Raw genomic sequence first — 21,961 nt, forward strand, 5'->3', positions numbered from 1 at the left:
AACACAGAAGTTAAGCTCTCTAGCGCCGATGGTAGTTGGGGTTTTTCCCCTGCAAGAGTAGGACGTTGCCGGGCAATATACATAGCAAGTCACTGAATGTCATCTTTATAGATGATTGAATAAAATATAATTGGATTTATATTTTATTTTTTTGTATAATTGGAAGCTAGGAAGCAAGACAAGCACTGAGTAGGTTGAATAAAGTGTGTGTCATATAAATTTCTCTTATTAAATTCCAGCGTAGCTCAGTGGTAGAGCAGTTGGCTGTTAACCAATTGGTCGCAGGTTCGAATCCTGCCGCTGGAGCCATTGCTTCCTTAGCTCAGTCGGTAGAGCGCATCCATGGTAAGGATGAGGTCGCCGGTTCAAGTCCGGCAGGAAGCTTTTATGTAGAACATGGCCCGTTGGTCAAGTGGTTAAGACACCGCCCTTTCACGGCGGTAACACGGGTTCGAATCCCGTACGGGTCATATAATCGGAGGATTAGCTCAGCTGGGAGAGCACCTGCCTTACAAGCAGGGGGTCGCAGGTTCAAGTCCTGCATCCTCCACCATTTATGCCGGCCTAGCTCAACTGGTAGAGCAACTGACTTGTAATCAGTAGGTTGGGGGTTCAAGTCCTCTGGCCGGCACCATTTTAGACGGAGGGGTAGCGAAGTGGCTAAACGCGGCGGACTGTAAATCCGCTCCCTCAGGGTTCGGGAGTTCGAATCTCTCCCCCTCCATTTTATTGGGCTATAGCCAAGCGGTAAGGCAACGGGTTTTGGTCTCGTCATTCCCAGGTTCGAATCCTGGTAGCCCAGTATCATATGAAAAAGTGCTACTTAGTCATTAATTTGGCTGCGTAGCACTTTTTTGTTTCGACAGTGCGTATAGGTTGCTATCAACGATTGAATTCCTTGTTGGTAGGAGAGTTTTGCTCGTGGACAAACGCTCTCAATACCGGAAAGCGAATGAAAATAGATTTTTCCGTGTTTGATAGGCGCTCTCAACACCGGAAGGCGAGCCAAACTAGCTCCTTCCGTGCTTGATAAGCGCTCTCAACACCGGAAGGCGAATGAAACTAGCTCCTTCCGTGCTTGATAGGCGCTCTCAACACCGGAAGACGAGCCAAACTAGCTTCTTCCGTGCTTGATAGGCGCTCTCAACACCGGAAGGCGAGCCAAAATAGCTTCTTCCGTGCTTGATAGGCGCTCTCAACACCGGAAGGCGAGCCAAAATAGCTTCTTCCGTGTTTGATAGGCGCTCTCAACACCGGAAGACGAAGAGAAAGAGTTTCTTCCGTGTTTGATAGGCGCTCTCAACACCGGAAGGCGAGCCAAAATAGCTTCTTCCGTGTTTGACAAGCACTCCTAACTCCCTTCAACTCAGAAATTCATTAAACTTCAGATTAGTACTAGCTATTCTTTTAACAGAAGGAGTTCCACATCAAACAATCCACAACTCCTTGAATAAATATTCAATATTTTGTGCAGTTGAACCAAACTAATAATATGTTTAGAATGATTGCAGCAAGAGGAGGCATTCTCGAATGAATAAGTTTGGAATATTAGGCGTACCAATCACAATCGGTCAACCGAATAAAGGTGCCGATTTGGGTCCTGATGCCATTAGACATGCAGGTTTATATACTGTGTTACAAAATTTGAATGCAAGTTATCAGGATTATGGTAATGTACAGATAAAAAATGAAGAAGCAAATCAAATAGATCAAGCAACAAATTTAAAAAATTTAAATGAAGTCGCAGCTGCTAGTGAACTGACGGCCAATAAAGTTTCAGAGATGATCCAAGAGGGTCAGTTTCCACTCCTATTGGGTGGCGATCACAGTATGGCCATCGGAACAATTGCTGGGGTGCAAAAGCATTATGAAAATCTAGGTGTTATTTGGTATGACGCTCATGCGGATTTTAACACAGAGGAAACTTCACCTTCAGGAAATATCCATGGGATGTCCCTTGCTGTCAATTTAGGTATGGGACATGAAAAGTTGACTTCAATTTTACAAAACAAACCAAAGATTAAACCTGAAAATGTGATTATTATTGGTGCTCGATCAATCGATTCTGGTGAAAGGGAATTGATTAAAGAGAAAGGGATCAAAGTCTACACAGCACATGAAGTCGAACAACAGGGTATTGAATCCGTTATTGAAGAATCTCTTAACTATTTAGCAGCCCGAACAGACGGAATTCATTTGAGCTTCGATGTAGATTCTTTAGACCCGATTTACGTTCCTGGAACTGGAACACCGGTTGAAGGTGGGTTATCCGTAAGAGAATCTCATTATGCATTAAGATTGCTGAATGAGTCTGAAAAAATCGTTTCTGTAGAGTTCGTTGAAGTGAACCCATTATTGGATGAAAAAAATCAAACAGCTAAGCGAACGGTTGAACTAATTGGATCGTTATTAGGTGAACGATATATATAATTTATTTCGAGTTAGAGACTACCTGACATTAAGCAGGTAGTTCTTTTAATATTACGTGTCTTCACGCCAGTTTTTCAAATCTGAACGATTAAATAGAACTTTAAAACAAATGAAACCTCAATGATCAGTCAAACGTACTACTATTAGCTAGCCAAAGTGGCGAACAGAGGTCATGTTTATGGAAAATGAAATCAATCAAATCATCAAACAGGTGAAGAAGGGTAATAAGGATGCTTTCGGGGTAATCATCGATGCTTATGAAAGGCGGATTTACCAGCATTGTTACCGATTATTAGGTAGCTTTCATGACGCTGAGGAAGTAACCCAGGAAGCCTTTGTCAAAGCTTATACCAAAATTCATACGTTTAAAAACAAGCAAAAATTCTCACCGTGGATATATCGAATAGCGACGAATACAGCAGTGGATTGGATGCGTAAGAAAAAGCCTTTGTACATACTAGATCAACCAATTGCTGTCGGTGAAAATATCACGTATTTAGATCACGTAAAAAATACATCTGAAACACCGGAAGAGACAATTGAACAAAAAGAAAATCAGGATGAAATGCAGCAATACTTGTTGCAGTTGCCAAGTAAATATCGTGTTGTACTCGTATTACGTTATATGGACGAATTATCGATAAAAGAAATATCGGAAGTGCTTGATTTACCAATAGGAACGATTAAAACCCAGTTACACCGAGGAAGAGAAGCGCTTCGAGAGTTAATGCACGGACGAGCGAAGGGAGGTCAGTGACGAGATGGCTTGCACGCATGGATATCAAGAAAAAATTCATCAATATATCGATCAAGAAATGAGTTACAATGAAGAGCTAACGTTTAAAAACCATCTGATGAATTGCGAGAATTGTTTACTGCATTTTAGAGAACTAAACAATGTGGAAAAACAGTTAAAAAACGCACCTGCCATCTCCCAACCTTCAACTTTTAAACAGGACATCATCAACCGTTTGCCGAAGGAATCAAAACCAAAGAAATTTGCCAAAACGATCAAGGAGCATCCTTTCATTACAGCTTGTGCCATGTTTTTGGTTATGTTAATGACGTCAGCTTTCATCGAATTCCAATCAGATCAAAATGTGTATGTTTCAAATTATGAAGGCATTCAGGTCGAAGGGAATCGAGTGATTGTACCAGAAGGCAAAGTGATTCATGGAGATTTGACGATTGAAAATGCAATTGTTGAAATTCAAGGACATGTAAACGGAAATTTAACATTGGTCAATAGCGAACTTGCGCAGACGAACAGTAACATCAGCGGAGAAATCGTACAGGTGAATCGTTTCTTTAAATGGGCATCAATGCGCCTTTCACGGGAAGTCACTGAGTTTTTCCAGCAATTTATCTACCAATGAAATATGCAGTGAATTTATGAAAACGTCCATCTTCTTTGTGAGGAGAAATTGGACGTTTTCATATTTCTTCTAACGGAAAATGTAAATGAGGGGGATAGTTATGCTATAATAAAGGGTACATTTGAGAGAACGGTAAACTGATATTAATGAAGGAAGTGTGGGCATGAGTTGGGAAGAGTTTAACCTCCTCGATATTTTGCGAATCGTTGTGGACATTGCCCTCGTTTGGTTCGTTATCTATAAATTATTTTCCGTGATTCGTGGAACGAAAGCGGTGCAATTATTACAAGGGATATTTGTCATTTTGGCCATTTGGTTATTGAGTTCATTTTTCGAACTCCAAACCGTGCAATGGTTAGTCTACCAAGCGATTGATTGGGGTTTCTTAGCAGTAATTATCTTATTTCAACCAGAAATCCGACGAGCATTGGAACAACTGGGAAGAGGTAGTTTGTTTTCTCGATATTCGCAATCAGAGGAGAAAACGATTCAAGAATCAATCGATGCAATTATTAAATCCTGTAATTATATGAGCAAGAGACGGATCGGCGCATTAATGTCGATTGAGCGCGAAACGGGTTTGAATGATTATATTGAAACGGGGATTCCAGTAGGTGGGAAGCTGACGAGTGAACTGCTTACCAATATATTTATCCCAAATGCTCCACTACACGATGGAGCTGTCGTTATTCGAGATGATGAAATCGTCGCTGCTGCGTGTTATTTACCATTAAGTGAAAGTCCTTTCATCTCAAAAGAATTAGGTACAAGACACAGAGCGGCGATGGGGATAAGCGAAGTGACCGACGCGTTAACGATTATTGTATCTGAAGAGACGGGTCATATTTCGTGCTCAAAAAATGGCGAGCTTCATCGCCAATTGGATGAAGAAAAATTACGTAAAATCCTCATGAAAGAACTGAACGTATTGGAAGACTCCTCAACATCCAAGTCATGGAACTGGAGGGGGAAATCAAATGGATAAATGGTTGAAAAGCCCATGGTTTACAAGAGTTGTTTCGTTGTTTTTAGCAATCTTATTATACATTACCGTAGCAATTGATGAAGCAAATTCACAGGCACCAAGTAATACGCTTTTACCCTCATCTTCAACAGATGTCACAACTATCAACGATATCCCTCTACAAGTATCGATGGATGACGAACAATATGTTGTACGAGGGGTTCCAGAAACGGTTGATCTATCAATAGAAGGACCTAAAAGCGTTGTCATGCAGACAGCGAGACAACGGGACTTTGATGTTTATATTGATTTGAATGAATATGAAGCAGGTGTACATAATGTCAACCTGCAACATAATGGACTGTCGAATCAGTTAACGGTTTACATTGAACCGGAGACAGTAGAGGTCATTTTGGAAGAAAGAGCAACGGCGACCTTTCCATTAGAAAAAGAGTATATCGGTCAAGGGGATGCCGATATTACGGAAGTGTTTGCTGAAGAGCCGACAATTGAGCCAAAGGAAGTCGAAGTGACGGGATCTGAATCGGAAGTAGACAAAATCGCAACCGTACGAGCTTTAATCAATTTTAATGAGTTAGAGAATGATGGGGAAGTCACGAATATTCCGATTCGCGTATATGATAACCAAGGAAATGAACTGAATGTATTTGTGACCCCAACGACTGCTTCAGTACAGGCGGATGTGTCCGTACGTGATCGTCGTTATCCAATCCAATATGAAAAAATCGGAGAATTGGATGATAGCTTGGTCTTGGAGTCGATTAATGTTCAACCAGTCTCAGCAACGCTTCATGCAAAAGAAGAGCGATTAGATCAAATAAGTGCATTAGATCCATTGGAAATAGACCTATCTGAAATTACCGAATCGACAACCATTGAAATGGATGTTCCAAAACCTTCCGATACAGCAAAAATTGAGCCAGAAACCGTGGAAGTTGAAATTAACGTTTCTGAAGCCAAAGAAAAAGTATTCGAAGACGTGGAAATCGAGATTGAGAATGCACCAGAAGACGCTACGATTACATTCGTTGATCGTGAAGAGCCAGTTATTGATATCACGGCGATTGGTACGAAAGAAGACCTAGATCATTTGAAACGAAAAGATGTACGAGCTTCGATTGACGTCAGTGAGTATGTCGAAGGTGAAGTATTTGCAGAAATAGAACTAAAAGGACCTGAAAACACACGTTTACGTACAGAAGAAGAGCGTATACGCATTCAAATCGAACGATAGTTCAGATGAAGGAGTGAACAATATGGGAAAGTATTTTGGTACGGATGGAGTAAGAGGAGTAGCAAACAAAGAATTAACACCAGAACTAGCCTTTAAGTTAGGTCGTTATGGAGCTTATATATTAACGAAGGATGCAACAGAGAAACCGCGTATTTTAGTAGGGAAAGATACACGAATTTCAGGTGAAATGCTTGAGAGTGCACTGATTGCTGGAATCCTATCAGCAGGCGTAGACGTCATGCGCTTAGGCGTCATCTCTACACCAGGAGTTGCTTATTTAACAAAAGCTTCCGGAGCACAAGCAGGAGTCATGATCTCTGCTTCGCATAATCCGGTAGAAGACAATGGAATTAAGTTCTTTGGAGCAAGTGGATATAAATTAAGTGATGAAAATGAAGAGGCTATTGAACGATTAATTGATGGAGAAGATGACCTCGAACGTCCTGTTGCTGGTGATGTCGGTCAAATCATCGATTATTTTGAAGGTGCTCAGAAATATATTCAGCATTTGAAAGACACGGTTGATGTTGACTTTGATGATGTTAAAGTTGTACTAGACTGTGCGCACGGAGCTACTTCATGGATTGCCTCCCACTTATTCGGCGACCTTGAAGCGAATATCCAATCCATTGGTGCAGCGCCGAATGGCCTGAATATCAATGATGGTTACGGGTCAACGAGCCCGGAAAACTTACAGAAGGCCGTACTCGATGAGGGTGCAGATATCGGTCTTGCTTTTGACGGAGATGGCGACCGATTGATCGCTGTTGATGAAAAAGGGAATATTATTGATGGCGACCGAATCATGTACATTTGTGGGAAACATCTGAAAGAAAAAGGTCAGTTGAAAAATGATACAGTTGTAACGACAATCATGAGTAATATTGGTCTATACCGTGCCTTCGATGAAGTCGGCATTACATCGGATAAAACAGCTGTAGGCGACCGTTATGTAATGGAAGAAATGGTCAAGCAGGGCCATAACTTCGGTGGGGAACAATCAGGCCATCTTATATTCTTGGATCATAATACGACTGGCGATGGCATGCTATCCGGCTTGCAATTGATCAATGTCATGGTCGAAAAAGAAAAACCACTATCCGAGTTGGCTAGTGAGATTGAAATTTTCCCACAGGTTTTGAAAAATGTTCGCGTATTGGATAAAAACGAAGTACTGACGAGTAACGTCATTCAAGAAGAGATTGACCGCGTTGAAGAAGCGCTTGGCGATAAAGGTCGAGTACTTGTCCGCCCTTCTGGCACTGAGCCTGTCGTTCGTGTGATGGCGGAAGCACCAACGAAAGAAGAGTGTGAAAAAGCAGTCGATCAAGTGGTAGAAGCAATCGAGAAAACGTTTGGCTTAAAATAACATAAGATAAAAGGGAGTGTAGGGTTAAAAATGCTATACTCCCTTTTCATTTTTTGTTGACGAATCGGTTAAATGTCTTTAAAATGATAACGTTAGACTTATTTGGAAAAAGCAAGGAGGATAGAAGAAACAGTAACATGTAAAGCGCCTGGACTATTTTCTGTTCGGTAAAGAAGATAGTTGACGAGGAGGAGGTTTATCGATGTTTTCGGCGGATGCCTCCCGGTTGCCCATCTCAACTGCTATGTTTTGTGGTTAAAGCATGAAGGTGACTTCATGTACAAAGCCACAGACAAGATGGACATAACAAACACGAGAAAGGGGCAAACGAATGCCCCACATCAAAGGATATTTGTTTGCCTCTTTCCATTGGAGGTAAAAAATATGTGCGGAATTGTTGGATATATCGGTGAAAATGATGCAAAGGGAATATTATTGAATGGCTTAGAGAAACTTGAATATCGAGGGTATGATTCAGCTGGGATTGCTGTTCAATCAGCCCAAGATCTCAAACTTTTCAAAGTCAAAGGCCGTATTGCTACGTTACGTGAAGCGGTAGATGAAAATACGGAAGCAACCGTTGGAATTGGACACACACGGTGGGCGACACATGGCCAACCGAATGAAACAAATGCTCACCCACATATGAGCCAGTCAGGACGTTATACACTCGTTCATAATGGGGTTATTGAAAACAATCATGAATTGAAAAGCGAATATTTAACTGATGTCGAATTTGTCAGTGAAACAGATACAGAAGTCATCGTTCAACTAGTGGAGCAGTTTGCCAAAGAAACAGGTTCAACGATGGATGCTTTTCGGAAAACAATCTACTTATTGGAAGGCTCTTACGCCATTGCACTATTGGATCAACAAGATGAGGAAACAATTTTTGTTGCAAAAAATAAAAGCCCACTCCTTGTTGGAAGAGGAGAAGGATTCAATGTTGTTTCCAGTGACTCAATGGCGATGCTGCAAGTGACAGATCAATTTGTCGAGTTGATGGATGATGAAATTGTCCTTGTTCAAAAAGATCAAGTGACGATTCAACAACTTGATGGTACAGAGGTGGAACGCGAATCATTTGAAGTTGACATGAATGTAGATGATATCGAAAAAGGAACGTATCCACATTTCATGTTAAAGGAAATTGACGAACAACCTTTTGTCATGCGGAAAATCATTCAAGAATATCAGAATGAGTCCGATCAAATTAAATTGGATGAAGGTGTTCGCAATGCGATGAAAGATTGCGATCGTGTCTATATTATCGCCGCGGGAACAAGTTACCATGCAGGATTGATCGGCAAAGAATTACTTGAAATAGTAGCAGAAGTGCCAACTGAAGTGCATATTGCCAGTGAATTTTCATACAACATGCCATTGCTGTCTAAAAAGCCATTGTTTATTTTCATCTCACAAAGCGGAGAAACAGCTGACCTACGTGCTGTATTAGTGGAAATCAAGAAAACGGGACACCCATCGATTACGATAACGAATGTTCCAGGCTCTACCCTTTCTCGTGAAGCAACACACACACTACACTTGCACGCAGGCCCTGAGATTGCTGTAGCTTCTACAAAAGCTTATACGGCTCAATTGGCTGTTTTGACGATACTTGCGGTAGATACAGCACAAGCCAAAGATTTGAAATTAGACTTCGATCCATTGAAAGAATTAGCCATCGTCGGAAATGCGATGGAAGCTTTATGCGACCAAAAAGATCGATTCGAAAAAATTGCGTATCAATATTTGTACACTACACGAAATTGTTTCTTTATCGGCCGCGGAATGGACTATCACGTAGCCCTAGAAGGAGCACTAAAGCTAAAAGAAATCTCTTATATCCAAGCAGAAGGATTTGCTGGAGGAGAACTGAAACACGGAACCATTGCCTTAATCGAAGAAGGCACACCAGTCATCGCATTATCTACCCAAGAACATGTGAACAACTTGATTCGCAGCAATGTTCAAGAAGTAGAAGCCCGCGGTGCGAATGTGTGCATGGTGACGAGAGAAGGATTAGAGCGAGCAGAAGATGATGTCATCATTCAGGATGTTCATCCGTTACTTGCCCCACTCGTTAGTGTCTTGCCACTTCAGTTAATGGCTTATTATGCAGCATTGCATCGTGACTGTGATGTTGATAAGCCGAGGAATTTGGCGAAGAGTGTGACGGTGGAGTAGGAAAGATCTTGGGAGCATTACTTGTCTCCCTAAAACTCAAATTTATTTTTGAAATTCAAACTTACCAGAAGAGAGTAGAGAGTTGCAAATAAGATCAGGAATAGAGCAGGAAAACAGGAAGAGCTGATGTCGTTGTAACAGACGATGTCAGTTTTTTTGTGTTCCATCCCGCTTCATCTGAACCCCTTCATCCCTTGGCATACTGGGTATGAGCAAATATAATGCCTTCATGAATAGCTATACGAGTAAGGGTGCAGTCCGCATCGCTTATTCGTGGATTCTTACTATTATTATCACAAATAAAAGATTGGCCCGGTTCAGCTAATCTCCCGTGTACAACACTATATGAAATTACATGCATAACATAAAATTGAACCACCATATACTGAACCGTACGTACGATGGTGTGAGAGGTCGGAGATTAAGATTATCCAGATTTGTCAAAGACGACCCTGAGAAAGAAAAACGCTTCTACTTATATATCCTTGTACAGACACTACAGAGAATGGTTGGATAATCACTCGCCAATAAAACAATCGATTAGACTAGCAGGTTATCCCTCTGACTAGGAACAGCGAGACAAGAAATCACAAGAAGCTTATGGGTCTTGAATCAAAGGCCGTGGAGACGTGTCAGTTGTAAAAGGCTGATGCAGGGAGTGGGTACTGTTTCAATGATAGAAAAACACGAGAATAAGCTACCTCAAACAGTTGGATTTATTAACGCTGTCACTGAATAGATCAATCATTTCAGATTAGAAGAGTTAAAACTATTCTTGCAGACATGGAACAAAATGTTGTGGTCGTCAAGCCGTGGAAAGTCTAGCGTAGGTCTAATATCCGGTAAGAATTTAAAGAGGAACTGAAGGAGTATATAGAAGATTAATAAAATTAAATAAAAAGTATATTTATTGCACAAATAAAATTTATATGTAAGAGAGGCACCTCTACCTTTGTCAGAGGTGTCTATACTTTAGTTGCTTTGATTCCTTTCTTTCTAGGAATATTTTTGGAGTTTTTCAGGGATATTTTTGATGGGCGCAAGTGTTTTCTTAAATTTCTGTAAAGATATTGAGCCCAATAATCTGGCCCCATATGTTCCGCCCAATTAGGGTCTTCCATCATTTTATTTATTAAAGGCCTATTTTTTATTAAGCGCGATGCTACCGTGTTATTTACGTTGTACTCTTTAATCAATATATCAAGTGTAGCTTTTCTTAAAGTTGGAAGTTCTTTTTTTTCTTCGTTTTCTAAGACTTCAATTAACTCTTCGTATGATAGCTTTTTTTTATTCATTCATTTCACCACCCTAATATCTGATAATATATTATATGCAACAATGCCTTGATTATGAATGGACAACTGTTTATAACTGCTATATTGGGAAATTCCCTCGAGAAATGCCTTCAATTCAATCCTATCATTATCAAGCAAATCAATTAAACGGAATATTTTTCCATCAGCAACTGGTCCATACACAAAGTCATAATCTGAAGTATTTTTAACTTTCTTTGATCGAGCCATGTAAATAAATTCAGCCCAGTCTTCGTTCATAGTATCAAATATTAGACCATTATATTCTTTGAAAAGTCTGTGGCGATCTAATTCGAGTTGCACTATTGCATCTTTGTAGGGTTTATTAGCTTTTCTTTTGGCCTGTCGGTATGCTTGATTATAGTCCGAAGTTAAATAAAAACCTCTACCAAAGTCAACAAATTCTCTTCCCTTGGTTACGTCTATACTTGTTAAAATCGATTGAACATGTTCTGTTGTAGTACCATGGTAAAAAGTGTTTGGAAAGTTACTGTAGTCATACTCATTACTTTTTAACATATACTTATCCTTTTTCTTCAATTATACCATGTAGTTTTAGTAGAACAAAATTGTTTGTCCACCGTGCCCCTTATTTAGTGGCATCATGCAAGCAAAATTACGGATTCGATGACTAAACGCAAAAAAGGTTAAGCATTATTATGCCAATGAATCAACGGGGATTTGCGGAGGTTTTTTATTTCAGCACTCAATCAAATTGGACATGATCACAGATGCATCAAAATGAGCTCGTCAACCCAGTTATAAGCTCGAGCGTGCATACACCTCGGTGTAGGTCAAGAAAGATTCTGCCGCTCTCTATATAATGTGTGACAAGGATGTATTTTGGGAATGTGACGAATACTATTAGGGATCTATAATTTGCTCTGAGGGCGGTAGTATTTATGGTTTAGGTTATTGTTAGGGCAGCAATTATTTATACGGCAACTGCATTCGATTTAATCGCTATATTACTGATCTTTTTCGCGAAAGCTGAGACTAAAAAGCAACGAAGGCAGATATATATTGGTCAATTTATTGGTTCCTCAACGTTAATTGTCATTAGTCTATTTTTAGCCTATGTATTAGGTTTCGTTCCTGATAAATGGATCCTTGGTTTATTAGGTTTGGTTCCTATCTATTTCGGTCTTAAAGTAGCGTTTTTTGGTGATGACGAGGGAGCTGCAGCAGAAAAACAGATGGATCAGAAAGGACTAGGCCAATTAGTAAGAACCGTAACTGTCGTGGTGATCGCCACTTGTGGTGCCGATAATATCGGATTATTCACACCTTACTTTATCACATTGGAAGTAAATGAACTTATAACGACGTTAATTGTCTTTTTTATACTGATTTTTGTGGTTGTGTTTTCTGCTGGACTCCTTTCGAATATTCCAGGTGTTGGAGAAGTTATTGAAAAATTCAGCAGGTGGATTATAGCAATCGTTTATATAGGAGTAGGTGTCTTAATTATTTATGAAAATAAAACCGTTCAAACATTGTTATCTTTCCTGAATTAAATTCAAGGAAGTTTTTTGAGCCTTCCGAAGTAGAGAGGTCAGCAATAAGGGCTTCAAAGCCTTGGTTCCCATTCACTTGCCATAAATTCTACTTCCTTAAAGTTTGCTTAGAACCGAGTCCATGTGAAGATTGAGAAGTAAGCTGTGTATCACCCTGTTATTTAAACTTCTTTGAATAGATAAACTTTGTAATCGGAATTGTAACGAAAGTAAGACCTACCACTATGACGAGTGGATAATTGTCAATTTCGTTGAGCCTGCCTGTGCCTTCAGAAATAAATAGTATTAAACCAGATAGGATCATTAAAACATAATAACCGATTTTGGCACTTTGGGTTTCAATATGCCGATCTAATTCATCCTTCTCACCTCTACCTTCGTGATCGCCCCAGTTCAACCAGTTAAAAAAATAGCTTAAAGCTAAAAAACTGAAGAATATACCAGCGGAATCAATCGTTCCATAATATAGCCATTTGTATAAGGTCGTTCCTCCGATGGTCAGAAAAACAACAAAGGCTAAGATAGCGATAATTTTTTTAGTTTTATCCATGTCTCTTTCCTCCATTATGTGAGTTAAATAAATCTTCCATGGCTACATCGAGTGTCTTTGCGATATCAAATGCTAATTGCAAACTCGGGTCATATTTATTATTTTCGATAGCGTTAATCGTTTGTCTACTTACATTGCATAGTTCCGCCAATTTACCCTGTGAAAGACTGTTTTTTTCTCTATACTCTTTAATTTTATTCTCCAATTCTGTTGCCTCCACATTTACAAGGCGTAAAAAAAATTTTACAGGTTGTATGTTAATACAGGGGAGAGGGAGTGTAAAACATGTTTTACACGTAAAACTATAAAATACTTCAATACTAAAATAACCATCATAGTGAATCCAACCACTACCAAAGGTAATACACAAATGGGTTCTTAAAAATAGGTGCAAAATCTTATAAAAATAAGTTACCCTTATATAAGTGATTCTTTAAAAAAGAGTGAGCTAGCATAGATTGCTGTAGAGAGTTCTTACAAATGATAACGCTTTCTGATAATCTAGGAATCTATCGCTACATCATTGAATGAAGGGGTGTCTGAATGTTCAACGGAGAGGAACAAACGGTTTTAGCTGTAACTGTTTTCGTTTACTTTATTATTTTATTTGCATTGGCCCTATACATGAGTCGAAAAACGAAAACATACGAAGATTTTAATGTTGCTGGGAGATCAGTCGGTTTATTCCCGATTATGCTGACGTTTATCGGAACGGGCGTTGGTGGATCGACGTTATTAGGTTATATGGAGAATGGTTACCGCTTGGGGATGGGTGAGCAGTGGATCAATATCACGATGCTATTTTCCATCATTATTTTCGCATCTTTTTTGCTGAAGCGGGTTAGGCATCTAGGTGAAGTACATAACATGGTCACATTGGGTGATTACACAGCTTTGCGTTATGGCGAGAAGGCGCGGATTCCAACTGTGATTAGTGTATTATTTTCCTATTGTGCGATGACGGGTATGCAGTTTGTGGCGATTGCAACTATCTTGAACCTGATTATTGGACTTGATATAACGTTCGGGATTATCCTAGGGTGGTTTATTTTAACGTTAAAGACTTACTTGGGCGGATTGAAGGCCGTTATTTGGCAGGATATCTTCCATGGAACCATCCAAACGTTAGGCATAGTCGCCTTGTTTGTTGTCGTAGTAGTCGCTGCGGGAGGCTGGGATTTAATCGTCAAAAATGCCAATTCTGTCAATCAAGTGAATATGGTCGGTATATTCAATATCGAAGCAAGCGAGATCTTTGTTTATCTACTGACACTAGGTGTCTATCAATTTATTCGACAAGACCTATGGCAACGTGTTTGGGCAGCAAAGAATATCAAGACGGCGAGGAATGGTTATTGGATTTCTATGATTATTGCGATTTCATTAGCTGCACTCGTTGTAGCGATTGGTGTCTTTAGCCGTTTTGGGTTAGGTATAGAAAATGTTGATCCAGCACTTATTTATTATGGGGTTGTTGGGGAGTTATTTCCATTCCCACTTGTCGTCGTCATGATTGTTGTATTATTGGCGACGGTCATATCAAGCGCAGATTCCTTTTTTATTGCAGGTTCATCATCGATTGCAAATGATTTGATCAGACCGAACGTAAAACACTTTGATAACAAAAAAATGTTAGCTTACAGTAAGATTTCCGTTTTGATTGTGTCTGTGATCGCACTTGTTGCTGCTTTGGCGATTCCAGGATTAGTGAATCTGATGGTAACGGGGACAGCGATGTCCGTTTCCGGTTTATTAGCACCCGTTATGTTTGGATTGTTTTGGAAAAGAGTAACGAAGGTTGCAGGAATCGCATCTATGTGGGGCGGTCTTATTGCTGCAGTCATTTGGCAAGTTTTAGGACATCCTTTCGGTTTGCATCCTGTATTTATAGGCTTGCCTTTATCCATAGCAATTTTATTGATTGTTACGCTTTTTACCAAAAATAACACGCATCAAGAAGTTATTTCTTAAGAGAGAAGATTTAATTGAGGTTATATACTGATTCAATAGGGCTTGACCATTTTCATGGTCTTGCCTTAATTTTTTCTTTATACCTATTAAAATGGCAATTCATCATCATCCATATAATAATGATTATTGTGTTTTACCGTTTTTTTGTTTTTTTCACTTTTTTCAAGATCATATTTTTTTGTTGTTTCTAGCTTATTCCACTCCTCCCACGTTACCCCAAAAGGTACTCCTCCGGAAGTATACCCAGCAATAAATGCAAACCTTTCATTGCTATTTTCTAATAATTTCTCCTCGATCTGTTCCTCTCGTTTCAATTTCTTTCGTTTTTTATTCTCATACTTTTTTTGGTGGTCTGCATTCTTTAATTCTGTCTTATAACTGCTTTTTACTGGATATCCTAGTATTTCCAATTCGTTCACTGCACATTTTTTATCAACTCCAAAATGCTTGCTGTAACCAGAAACAAGATTATTCCCTTCATACTTGGGAATCCAATATTTAGCGGCTTCTAATCTGCGGGACCGATTCATTCGTTTATGGCGTGGAGTACTTCCTTTGTGTATTTGTCGTTTTGTCACGTATACCGCCTATCTTTTCTATATGTTTATAACGGACTGAGCTCAATCCTTAAATATCATTCATAGAGACTCTGTGTAATAGAATTATAACAAGTGTTTTCATTTATTAACAGCTCATTCGGCTGTGCTTCCCAACCCCTTAAAAGTCGCAATCGAAAAGGTAGGTCTGTTAAACTGAATATTAAGAGAACAATAAAACCACCAGTTTTATGGAAAAGGAAGTGAAAATATGCGGTTGGATAACAAAGAAAAAATGATTCAAAGCTTTCAAGAAGTGCGGTCGAAAACTAAACAATTAGTTTCGAACTTAGAGACGGAGGATTTTATTCTCCAAGCCGCCACCCATGTCAGTCCGACAAAATGGCACTTGTCCCATACGACTTGGTTTTTTGAAAAGTTCATTTTAGAAGACTACATCCAAGATTATGAGCATTTTAACTCGGTCTTCCTCTATCTGTTTAATTCATATTACGAAACAGTGGGTACCCCTCATCCTCAGTCTAGACGAGGATTGATTTCACGACCGACCGTTGAAGAAACAATGGAATATAGAGAATTTGTTGATGAGCGTGTTGTAGAGTTATTGAAAGAAAAAGAGTTTGATAGTGATCTACGAGACCTTATTGAGATCGGTTTGCATCATGAACAGCAACATCAAGAATTAATTTTAATGGATATCAAATACAACTTTTCTTTCAATCCCTTGTATCCTGTTTTTAAGAAGGAAGAGGTTCCACAAAAACAACAGGAAGCACCAGAATTAGCGTTTCATTCTTTTGAAGGTGGCCTCGTTGAAGTGGGCCATAACGAAGAAGGTTTCTCTTTTGACAATGAACGTCCAAGACATAAAACCTATTTATATCCTTTCAAGCTGGCAAATCGGCCAGTGACAAACGGTGAATACATCAAATTCATCGGGGATGGCGGATACGAGAGTCCAAAATATTGGCTGTCTGACGGGTGGAAAAAGAAGGATGGAAGAGCCCTGCTTATTGGCAACAAAAAGACGATAAATGGTATCTCTTCACATTGAGTGGCTTACAAGAAATCGACCCACATGCACCTGTGAGTCATGTGAGCTTCTATGAAGCGGATGCTTTTGCGAGATGGGCAGGTAAACGATTGCCAACAGAGCAGGAATGGGAATTTGTGATGAGCAACCAGCCGATGGATGGCCAATTTATGGAAGACGGACATTATCAGCCTCATTCGGAGTATTCGGAAGAGAAGTTCATGAAAGCATATGGCGACGTTTGGGAGTGAACACAAAGTCCATATGTTCCTTATCCACGAACGAAACCTTTAGAAGGCGCTCTCGGAGAGTACAATGCCAAGTTCATGGCTAATCAGATGGTTTTGCGAGGTGGCTCTTGTGTCATTCCACGGACGCACATTCGGTCAACCTATCGAAACTTCTTCTTTCCACATATGCGTTGGCAGTTCAGTGGCATCCGATTAGCAGATGATGTGTGAAACTAGGGGGGTGTCAGCCATACCTTTACAAAATCCAATTCTTTTTAAATTAAAACCCTCAGCAAGTAAAAAGATTTAAACAAAGTTAATGAAATATAAAAAAGACTGGCTTTTCATCGAAAGTCAGTCTTTTTTATATAAATTTTACTTTTCTGAATCTTATGTACAAAAACTTTCGTTATATAGACACCAATAGGAAGTAATCTCTGTCTAAACCTAGGTACTGGTAAATGGAATGCATTATAAAAAGATCATTCTAAGAAAAGAGGGTATAAAATGACTAAGTTTCATGGATTTTTATACAATTATCCTGCTATTGAAAACCTGAACAAAATGGAAGATGAATTTCATTATAGAGATGAATCTATTTTCCTAGGCTATGTTCAATTGTCGAATGAGGTTACCCCACAAGAAAGAATCTACGAGAATGAACGCTATTGCATTGTGTTTATTGGAGCAATTTATAATAAAAAGGAACTTCAAACTAGGCTAGAAGACAGTGGTTATTCTTTTGCGACCACATCAACGACGGAAGTTTTACTAAACTTGTATCAGGAAGAAAAGGAGAAAATGCTAACGCAGTTACGTGGTATGTTTAGTCTGTTGATTTGGGACAAAGTAGAAAGGGAGTTATTTGGCGCGCGTGATCGATTTGGGATTAAGCCGTTTTTTTATACAGAAAGCGAATCGGGTTTATCCGTCGCAGGAGAGGTGAAGTACCTTGTGGATAGCGAGACATGCGAATTGAATGAAGAAGGACTCCATCATTACTTAACCTATCAGTATGTACCTGAACCTCAGGTGATGAAGCAAGGAATCAAGCGACTCGAGCCAGGTCATTACTTTACAAAGAAACCAAATGAACCAATGAACATCACTACTTATTGGAAACCGAACTTTCAACCAAATGAACAAGCAACTGGTGCACCGTTGAAAGAAATAAGGGACACATTGAGAGATTCTGTTCACGCTCACCTACAGACAGATCGAAAAATTGGTGCGTTTTTATCCGGTGGGGTTGATTCTAGTGCAGTTGTAGCGTTGGCAAAGGAAATTCATCCGACGATCCAAACATTTACGGTTGGATTTGAGCGGGAAGGCTATAGCGAGATTGATATTGCCAAGGAAACAGCGGCTCAACTAGGTGTCGATAACCATCATTACGTTGTCGGTATCGATGAATTTGTCTCAGAGCTACCAAAGATTATTGAAGAAATGGAGACGCCACTAGCCGACCCAGCAGCCATTCCATTATATTTTATTTCTAGGGAAGCGAAGAAGCATGTTGATGTGATTCTGTCCGGTGAAGGGGCAGATGAATTATTTGGTGGTTACAACATTTATCGTGAACCGAGCTCGTTAAAGATGTTCCAATATGTACCTAAATCTATGCATGCAACATTGAATCAGCTGGCGAGCAAGTTACCAGAAGGTACGAAAGGTAAGAGTTTCATCGACCGAGGAACAACACCGCTGGAAGACCGTTTTATAGGGAATGCCAAACTTTTCGGTGAGTCTGAAAAAGCGATGCTCCTGAGGAACTATCATGCGGAATACGACCACAGAAACATTACTGCACCTTTATACAAAGAAGTCACTCATTATCCAGATGTTCAAAAGATGCAGTATATCGATTTGCACACATGGGTTCGTGGCGACATTCTCTTAAAAGCGAATCGGATGACGGCGGCGCATGGGTTAGAAATTCGTTCACCTTTTATGGACTTGGAAGTATTTAACGTCGCATCTAAATTAACACCCGAACAATGTGTGACGAAGGAAACAACCAAGTATGCGATGCGAGAAGCGGTCCGTGGGATTGTTCCTGATTCCGTGCTTTACAATCGTAAGTTGGGATTCCCAGTTCCCATTCGCTATTGGCTCAAAAATGAACTCTTTGATTGGGCAAAGCAACTGATTGAAGAAAGTAAAGTCGACGATTTATTTAACAAAGACTATGCCTTAGGTCTATTAGAGGCTCATCGAGAAGGTAAAATCGATTATTCAAGAAAAATTTGGGCAATATTGGTATTTATTATATGGCATGAGCAAGCAATGGAACACGAAGAAAAAGAGGAGGAACCTTTAAGTGAGATGTTGAGTTAGTTTCTTTAATAGACCGGGACAAGCGCCCGGTCTTTTTTCATGTGCGAATTCATCAACAATCTAATTTTTTCTACAAAGTTATGATCGGCTGACTATCTTTTTCCCGTTAAGACACAGCGTTCAACGCTTATTGCTGGTATAAAATCGTTTGAGCAACTCCGATAAAATATTCTGATTCAACAATAATATGGTTCAACACAACTTTGGCTGTTGGATTGGTGCTAATCGGTTGGCTTTCTTCCATGATTGTATGGCAAAAGTTAATAAACTGTTGGCTCTGCTGTAGGCAAAAAGACAGAAGCTGCATTGTATCATGATAGAGAGCCTGTGAAACTTGTCCATTTGAACGGTTTACTGTTTCAATAAACCTTATGACTCGGTGGTGTGTATTTTTAAATTCCAGTTCCCATTCCTTTAATGCATTTACATATTGCTGTTCAAGATTTCCTACAAGCTCTCTAATAACAACGGTATGTTCCTCTTCTTGGTGCTTCCAAAACTCAGCCTCGTCAAGAACACGTAACGGCATCTGGTTGCCATAATAATATTGCATTCATCAACCCTCCATCATTTTGAATCGTCATTTCATATATATTCAAAGCATATTAAATAAGAACTCTTTAAAAAAACTACCTACATCATATTCAAATATTTCTAGCATGTTGGGAATTCTTTTCTTACTTTATCAGCCTCAGAATTACAAACCGATCCTTTACGAAAAAGGCGAATACTTAGTTAAGCATTCGCCACCCGTTAATTGAACACTAAAATGGAATCAATGCATATCTTTCCGTATAATAAAAAACAACAGTCAGTGTAGTTACTGAAAGGAAGCAATAGAGATGTCTAGTAAAGAAAAAATGGCGAAATTAATACAAGGTTATGAGCAAAAATTACGGTGCCCTTTATGTCAGCAATCCGTTCGTGTTGTTGAATTCAGCAAATTAGTCTGCCAGAATAACCATGCATTTGATCTTGCGAAACAAGGTTATGTGAATTTATTGAATCAGCCGAGTGACAGTCAATACGACAAAAAGCTCTTCAATTCAAGGCGTGAGATCATTACACAAACGAACCTTTATCAATTATTACATCATAAAATCTCCGAAGTCATAGCGGATCATTTAGCGGGGCGTAGTAATCAAATTCTATTGGACGCGGGATGCGGGGAAGGCTCGCATTTAGGTAAGGTAATGGAAGGAGAAAAGGAACGCTTCAATGCCGGTATCGGGATTGATATTTCCAAAGAAGGCGTCAAGATGGCTGCAGGAAAATATAAGGATCAGATGTGGTTTGTTGCTGATTTGGCTAACTTGCCTCTTAATGATCAGTCAGTAGCTGTAATCATGAACATTCTTTCACCTGCCAATTACCAAGAATTTAAACGTGTCTTACAAGATGATGGCCTGGTGGTTAAAGTTGTGCCACGTGCTGGGTACCTTGCAGAGCTTCGTGAAGCGTTAGGAAAAAAGAATGAACAAGCTTACGACAATGAAAAAATAACATCGCTTTTCAGAGAACATTTTTATGTGGTGGATGAAATATCTATAACGGATCGAGTAGAACTTTCTTCTGAAGAACGCGCTCATTTAACAAAAATGGCGCCATTAGCATGGCATGCAGAGCAAGAAAAGATCGATCATTTTATTGAAGACACTTCCGACAAGATTACTGTTGACCTAGATGTTTTAGTGGGCAGGCGTAAAGATCGTTAGGTTACTAATGACGACGTAGATATACAGTTGGGCGGTTGAGCCTAGCTGTATTTTTTGTTTCTTTAACCTCAAATCCATTCAAAAGTATGATATTCTATAATAAATTATTTGAAAAATCCGACAGAAAGAAGGTCATTGAGTGGCGATTCTTTTTCAATTTGTTCTTTGGATCCATGTGATTGCAGGGTTTACAGCGATTCTAGTTTTGTGGGTTCCTATTCTAACAAAGAAAGGCAACAAACTTCATCGAAAGTCAGGCTGGATTTTTGTTGTTTCAATGACTATTATATCGTTTTCAGCTATTTATATGGGATGTTATCGACTTTTATCAACGCCGCCTATTGAGGCGGAAACGCGTTCTTTTTCATGGTTTTTAATCTATATTGCTATTTTAAGCGGCGCATCCGTGTGGTATGGTTTGCGTGTGTTGAGGTTCAAGAGAAGAAAAGGGGCACATCGCCAGTCAATCGATCTAACATTCACACTAGCGTTACTGACTTCGAGTTTCGCGATTATGGTTTATGGTTGGAGTGTCGAGTTTCCGTTACTTCAATATTTTCCGATAATCGGATTGTTCCTTGGTGGGGCACAATTCATTTATTGGATACCCGTGCCAAAAATCCGATTTCATTGGGTTGTTGAGCATATTAGCGGAATGCTCGCTAGCTCGATCGCAGCGATTACAGCTTTTGTCGTATTTGGTGCACCACGTCTATTACAAGTGGAATCCGTGAGCCTGTTGATCTGGTTTTTGCCGACAATTATTTTTACTCCGATGATTATTTTGTTTTCGAGACATTATGGTCAAAAGTTTGCAGGAAATTCACGACAGTAGCCATTCTAAGTTAGATGAATAATCATAAATAGACTAGGACATTAATGAGTACTGACATCGGTCGGTGCTTATTTTTTGTGAACGAAAATATAACTGTTGAAGCTTTGGCAATTAATGTTGAAGTCATTCGAATTAATGTTGAAGAAGTACGGATTAATGTTGAACCAGCGCCTATGAATGTTGAAGAATTACAATTTAATGTAGAAGCTTCACAAATTAATGTAGAAGACACGTTGACGTCATCTTAAAAATATAAAATAAACCTGCACTCCAAAAGGAATGCAGGTTACATACAGTTCGAGATTCATGAATTACAAACTAT

22 protein-coding genes and 7 tRNA genes are annotated in these 21,961 nt (G+C 39.4%); 23 read left to right on the forward strand and 6 right to left on the reverse strand.

Annotated elements, in window-relative coordinates; genetic code table 11:
* The first annotated feature begins 234 nt into the window (after positions 1-234).
* The 15 genes from FPQ10_RS10410 to FPQ10_RS13535 all read left to right on the forward strand — a co-directional run bounded on the left by FPQ10_RS10410 (position 235) and on the right by FPQ10_RS13535 (position 10,150).
* Positions 235-309 (forward strand) — tRNA-Asn (locus FPQ10_RS10410).
* A 2-nt stretch (positions 310-311) separates the two neighbouring features.
* Positions 312-384, forward strand: a tRNA-Thr gene (locus tag FPQ10_RS10415).
* Between the two features lie 14 nt (positions 385-398).
* Positions 399-470, forward strand: a tRNA-Glu gene (locus FPQ10_RS10420).
* Positions 471-477: 7 nt separating this feature from the next.
* A tRNA-Val gene (locus FPQ10_RS10425) sits at positions 478-553 on the forward strand.
* A 5-nt stretch (positions 554-558) separates the two neighbouring features.
* A tRNA-Thr gene (locus FPQ10_RS10430) sits at positions 559-634 on the forward strand.
* Between the two features lie 8 nt (positions 635-642).
* Positions 643-724, forward strand: a tRNA-Tyr gene (locus FPQ10_RS10435).
* A gap of 6 nt (positions 725-730) precedes the next feature.
* A tRNA-Gln gene (locus tag FPQ10_RS10440) sits at positions 731-802 on the forward strand.
* Positions 803-1,530: 728 nt separating this feature from the next.
* On the forward strand, positions 1,531-2,430 hold the full coding sequence (rocF, locus tag FPQ10_RS10445; protein ID WP_144163454.1) for an arginase: 900 nt from the start codon (positions 1,531-1,533) through the stop codon (positions 2,428-2,430).
* 178 nt (positions 2,431-2,608) lie between these two features.
* The gene (gene sigW, locus FPQ10_RS10450) at positions 2,609-3,187 is read left to right on the forward strand and encodes an RNA polymerase sigma factor SigW (protein ID WP_144163455.1); all 579 of its coding nucleotides are present in this window, start codon (positions 2,609-2,611) and stop codon (positions 3,185-3,187) included.
* 4 nt (positions 3,188-3,191) lie between these two features.
* A complete protein-coding gene (locus FPQ10_RS10455) occupies positions 3,192-3,806 on the forward strand; it encodes a zf-HC2 domain-containing protein (protein ID WP_144163456.1) in 615 nt (204 codons plus the stop codon).
* A 163-nt stretch (positions 3,807-3,969) separates the two neighbouring features.
* On the forward strand, positions 3,970-4,791 hold the full coding sequence (cdaA, locus tag FPQ10_RS10460; RefSeq protein ID WP_144163457.1) for a diadenylate cyclase CdaA: 822 nt from the start codon (positions 3,970-3,972) through the stop codon (positions 4,789-4,791).
* Positions 4,784-6,025, forward strand: coding sequence for a CdaR family protein (locus FPQ10_RS10465; RefSeq protein ID WP_144163458.1), 1,242 nt, complete (start codon positions 4,784-4,786; stop codon positions 6,023-6,025). Before cdaA ends, FPQ10_RS10465 begins: the two co-directional genes overlap by 8 nt.
* Positions 6,026-6,047: 22 nt before the next feature.
* Positions 6,048-7,394: a phosphoglucosamine mutase gene (gene glmM / locus FPQ10_RS10470; RefSeq protein ID WP_144163459.1), complete on the forward strand. Its 1,347-nt coding sequence runs from the start codon at positions 6,048-6,050 to the stop codon at positions 7,392-7,394.
* 384 nt (positions 7,395-7,778) lie between these two features.
* The gene (glmS, locus tag FPQ10_RS10475) at positions 7,779-9,581 is read left to right on the forward strand and encodes a glutamine--fructose-6-phosphate transaminase (isomerizing) (RefSeq protein ID WP_144163460.1); all 1,803 of its coding nucleotides are present in this window, start codon (positions 7,779-7,781) and stop codon (positions 9,579-9,581) included.
* 437 nt (positions 9,582-10,018) lie between these two features.
* Positions 10,019-10,150 carry a hypothetical protein gene (locus FPQ10_RS13535; protein WP_144163461.1) on the forward strand — a complete coding sequence of 44 codons (132 nt, stop codon included), beginning with the start codon at positions 10,019-10,021 and terminating at the stop codon, positions 10,148-10,150.
* A gap of 396 nt (positions 10,151-10,546) precedes the next feature.
* Here the strand turns inward: FPQ10_RS13535 and FPQ10_RS10485 are convergent, their stop codons facing one another.
* Together FPQ10_RS10485 and FPQ10_RS10490 are read right to left on the reverse strand one after the other, a co-directional pair.
* Positions 10,547-10,876: a hypothetical protein gene (locus FPQ10_RS10485; RefSeq protein ID WP_144163462.1), complete on the reverse strand. Its 330-nt coding sequence runs from the start codon at positions 10,874-10,876 to the stop codon at positions 10,547-10,549.
* Positions 10,877-11,413, reverse strand: a complete 537-nt coding sequence (locus FPQ10_RS10490) for a DUF3990 domain-containing protein (RefSeq protein WP_144163463.1) — start codon at positions 11,411-11,413, stop codon at positions 10,877-10,879.
* A 395-nt stretch (positions 11,414-11,808) separates the two neighbouring features.
* On the opposite strand from FPQ10_RS10490, the gene FPQ10_RS10495 reads away from it, so the two are divergent.
* Entirely contained in the window at positions 11,809-12,411 is a 603-nt protein-coding gene (locus tag FPQ10_RS10495; protein WP_255439902.1) for a CadD family cadmium resistance transporter, read from the forward strand.
* Between the two features lie 157 nt (positions 12,412-12,568).
* On the opposite strand, the gene FPQ10_RS10500 is transcribed toward FPQ10_RS10495, so the two are convergent.
* Complete coding sequence (locus FPQ10_RS10500; protein ID WP_144163464.1) at positions 12,569-12,961, reverse strand: DUF2178 domain-containing protein; 393 nt, start codon at positions 12,959-12,961, stop codon at positions 12,569-12,571.
* A complete protein-coding gene (locus FPQ10_RS10505) occupies positions 12,954-13,166 on the reverse strand; it encodes a helix-turn-helix transcriptional regulator (RefSeq protein WP_144163465.1) in 213 nt (70 codons plus the stop codon). Before FPQ10_RS10505 ends, FPQ10_RS10500 begins: the two co-directional genes overlap by 8 nt.
* Positions 13,167-13,504: 338 nt before the next feature.
* Here FPQ10_RS10505 and FPQ10_RS10510 point away from each other — a divergent pair, with 338 nt between their 5' ends.
* Positions 13,505-14,932 carry a sodium:solute symporter family protein gene (locus FPQ10_RS10510; protein WP_144163466.1) on the forward strand — a complete coding sequence of 476 codons (1,428 nt, stop codon included), beginning with the start codon at positions 13,505-13,507 and terminating at the stop codon, positions 14,930-14,932.
* A gap of 86 nt (positions 14,933-15,018) precedes the next feature.
* Here the strand turns inward: FPQ10_RS10510 and FPQ10_RS10515 are convergent, their stop codons facing one another.
* The gene (locus FPQ10_RS10515) at positions 15,019-15,510 is read right to left on the reverse strand and encodes a hypothetical protein (protein WP_144163467.1); all 492 of its coding nucleotides are present in this window, start codon (positions 15,508-15,510) and stop codon (positions 15,019-15,021) included.
* Between the two features lie 229 nt (positions 15,511-15,739).
* On the opposite strand from FPQ10_RS10515, the gene FPQ10_RS13540 reads away from it, so the two are divergent.
* The 3 genes from FPQ10_RS13540 to asnB all read left to right on the forward strand — a co-directional run bounded on the left by FPQ10_RS13540 (position 15,740) and on the right by asnB (position 19,089).
* Positions 15,740-16,543: an SUMF1/EgtB/PvdO family nonheme iron enzyme gene (locus FPQ10_RS13540; RefSeq protein WP_370512042.1), complete on the forward strand. Its 804-nt coding sequence runs from the start codon at positions 15,740-15,742 to the stop codon at positions 16,541-16,543.
* Complete coding sequence (locus tag FPQ10_RS13545; RefSeq protein WP_370512043.1) at positions 16,540-16,773, forward strand: SUMF1/EgtB/PvdO family nonheme iron enzyme; 234 nt, start codon at positions 16,540-16,542, stop codon at positions 16,771-16,773. Before FPQ10_RS13540 ends, FPQ10_RS13545 begins: the two co-directional genes overlap by 4 nt.
* A 486-nt stretch (positions 16,774-17,259) precedes the next feature.
* Positions 17,260-19,089 carry an asparagine synthase (glutamine-hydrolyzing) gene (asnB, locus tag FPQ10_RS10525; protein ID WP_144163468.1) on the forward strand — a complete coding sequence of 610 codons (1,830 nt, stop codon included), beginning with the start codon at positions 17,260-17,262 and terminating at the stop codon, positions 19,087-19,089.
* 127 nt (positions 19,090-19,216) lie between these two features.
* On the opposite strand, the gene FPQ10_RS10530 is transcribed toward asnB, so the two are convergent.
* Positions 19,217-19,642, reverse strand: a complete 426-nt coding sequence (locus FPQ10_RS10530) for a DUF2935 domain-containing protein (RefSeq protein ID WP_144163469.1) — start codon at positions 19,640-19,642, stop codon at positions 19,217-19,219.
* A gap of 289 nt (positions 19,643-19,931) precedes the next feature.
* On the opposite strand from FPQ10_RS10530, the gene FPQ10_RS10535 reads away from it, so the two are divergent.
* The 3 genes from FPQ10_RS10535 to FPQ10_RS13125 all read left to right on the forward strand — a co-directional run bounded on the left by FPQ10_RS10535 (position 19,932) and on the right by FPQ10_RS13125 (position 21,887).
* Complete coding sequence (locus FPQ10_RS10535; RefSeq protein ID WP_144163470.1) at positions 19,932-20,804, forward strand: putative RNA methyltransferase; 873 nt, start codon at positions 19,932-19,934, stop codon at positions 20,802-20,804.
* A gap of 139 nt (positions 20,805-20,943) precedes the next feature.
* Positions 20,944-21,639, forward strand: coding sequence for a DUF2306 domain-containing protein (locus FPQ10_RS10540; RefSeq protein ID WP_255439887.1), 696 nt, complete (start codon positions 20,944-20,946; stop codon positions 21,637-21,639).
* A gap of 77 nt (positions 21,640-21,716) precedes the next feature.
* Positions 21,717-21,887 carry a hypothetical protein gene (locus FPQ10_RS13125; RefSeq protein WP_186278652.1) on the forward strand — a complete coding sequence of 57 codons (171 nt, stop codon included), beginning with the start codon at positions 21,717-21,719 and terminating at the stop codon, positions 21,885-21,887.
* The last annotated feature ends 74 nt before the right edge of the window (positions 21,888-21,961 follow it).

Origin of the sequence: Allobacillus sp. SKP2-8 (assembly GCF_007559355.1) — a bacterium.
Lineage (GTDB): Bacteria > Bacillota > Bacilli > Bacillales > Alkalibacillaceae > Allobacillus > Allobacillus halotolerans.

Excerpts from the sequence above, each read along its gene's own strand:
- rocF (WP_144163454.1), top strand. The coding sequence starts at position 1,531 with ATGAATAAGTTTGGAATATTAGGCGTACCAATCACAATCGGTCAACCG.
- sigW (WP_144163455.1), top strand. The coding sequence starts at position 2,609 with ATGGAAAATGAAATCAATCAAATCATCAAACAGGTGAAGAAGGGTAAT.
- FPQ10_RS10455 (WP_144163456.1), top strand. The coding sequence starts at position 3,192 with ATGGCTTGCACGCATGGATATCAAGAAAAAATTCATCAATATATCGAT.
- cdaA (WP_144163457.1), top strand. The coding sequence starts at position 3,970 with ATGAGTTGGGAAGAGTTTAACCTCCTCGATATTTTGCGAATCGTTGTG.
- FPQ10_RS10465 (WP_144163458.1), top strand. The coding sequence starts at position 4,784 with ATGGATAAATGGTTGAAAAGCCCATGGTTTACAAGAGTTGTTTCGTTG.
- glmM (WP_144163459.1), top strand. The coding sequence starts at position 6,048 with ATGGGAAAGTATTTTGGTACGGATGGAGTAAGAGGAGTAGCAAACAAA.
- glmS (WP_144163460.1), top strand. The coding sequence starts at position 7,779 with ATGTGCGGAATTGTTGGATATATCGGTGAAAATGATGCAAAGGGAATA.
- FPQ10_RS10485 (WP_144163462.1), bottom strand. The coding sequence starts at position 10,876 with ATGAATAAAAAAAAGCTATCATACGAAGAGTTAATTGAAGTCTTAGAA.
- FPQ10_RS10490 (WP_144163463.1), bottom strand. The coding sequence starts at position 11,413 with ATGTTAAAAAGTAATGAGTATGACTACAGTAACTTTCCAAACACTTTT.
- FPQ10_RS10500 (WP_144163464.1), bottom strand. The coding sequence starts at position 12,961 with ATGGATAAAACTAAAAAAATTATCGCTATCTTAGCCTTTGTTGTTTTT.
- FPQ10_RS10510 (WP_144163466.1), top strand. The coding sequence starts at position 13,505 with ATGTTCAACGGAGAGGAACAAACGGTTTTAGCTGTAACTGTTTTCGTT.
- FPQ10_RS13540 (WP_370512042.1), top strand. The coding sequence starts at position 15,740 with ATGCGGTTGGATAACAAAGAAAAAATGATTCAAAGCTTTCAAGAAGTG.
- asnB (WP_144163468.1), top strand. The coding sequence starts at position 17,260 with ATGACTAAGTTTCATGGATTTTTATACAATTATCCTGCTATTGAAAAC.
- FPQ10_RS10530 (WP_144163469.1), bottom strand. The coding sequence starts at position 19,642 with ATGCAATATTATTATGGCAACCAGATGCCGTTACGTGTTCTTGACGAG.
- FPQ10_RS10535 (WP_144163470.1), top strand. The coding sequence starts at position 19,932 with ATGTCTAGTAAAGAAAAAATGGCGAAATTAATACAAGGTTATGAGCAA.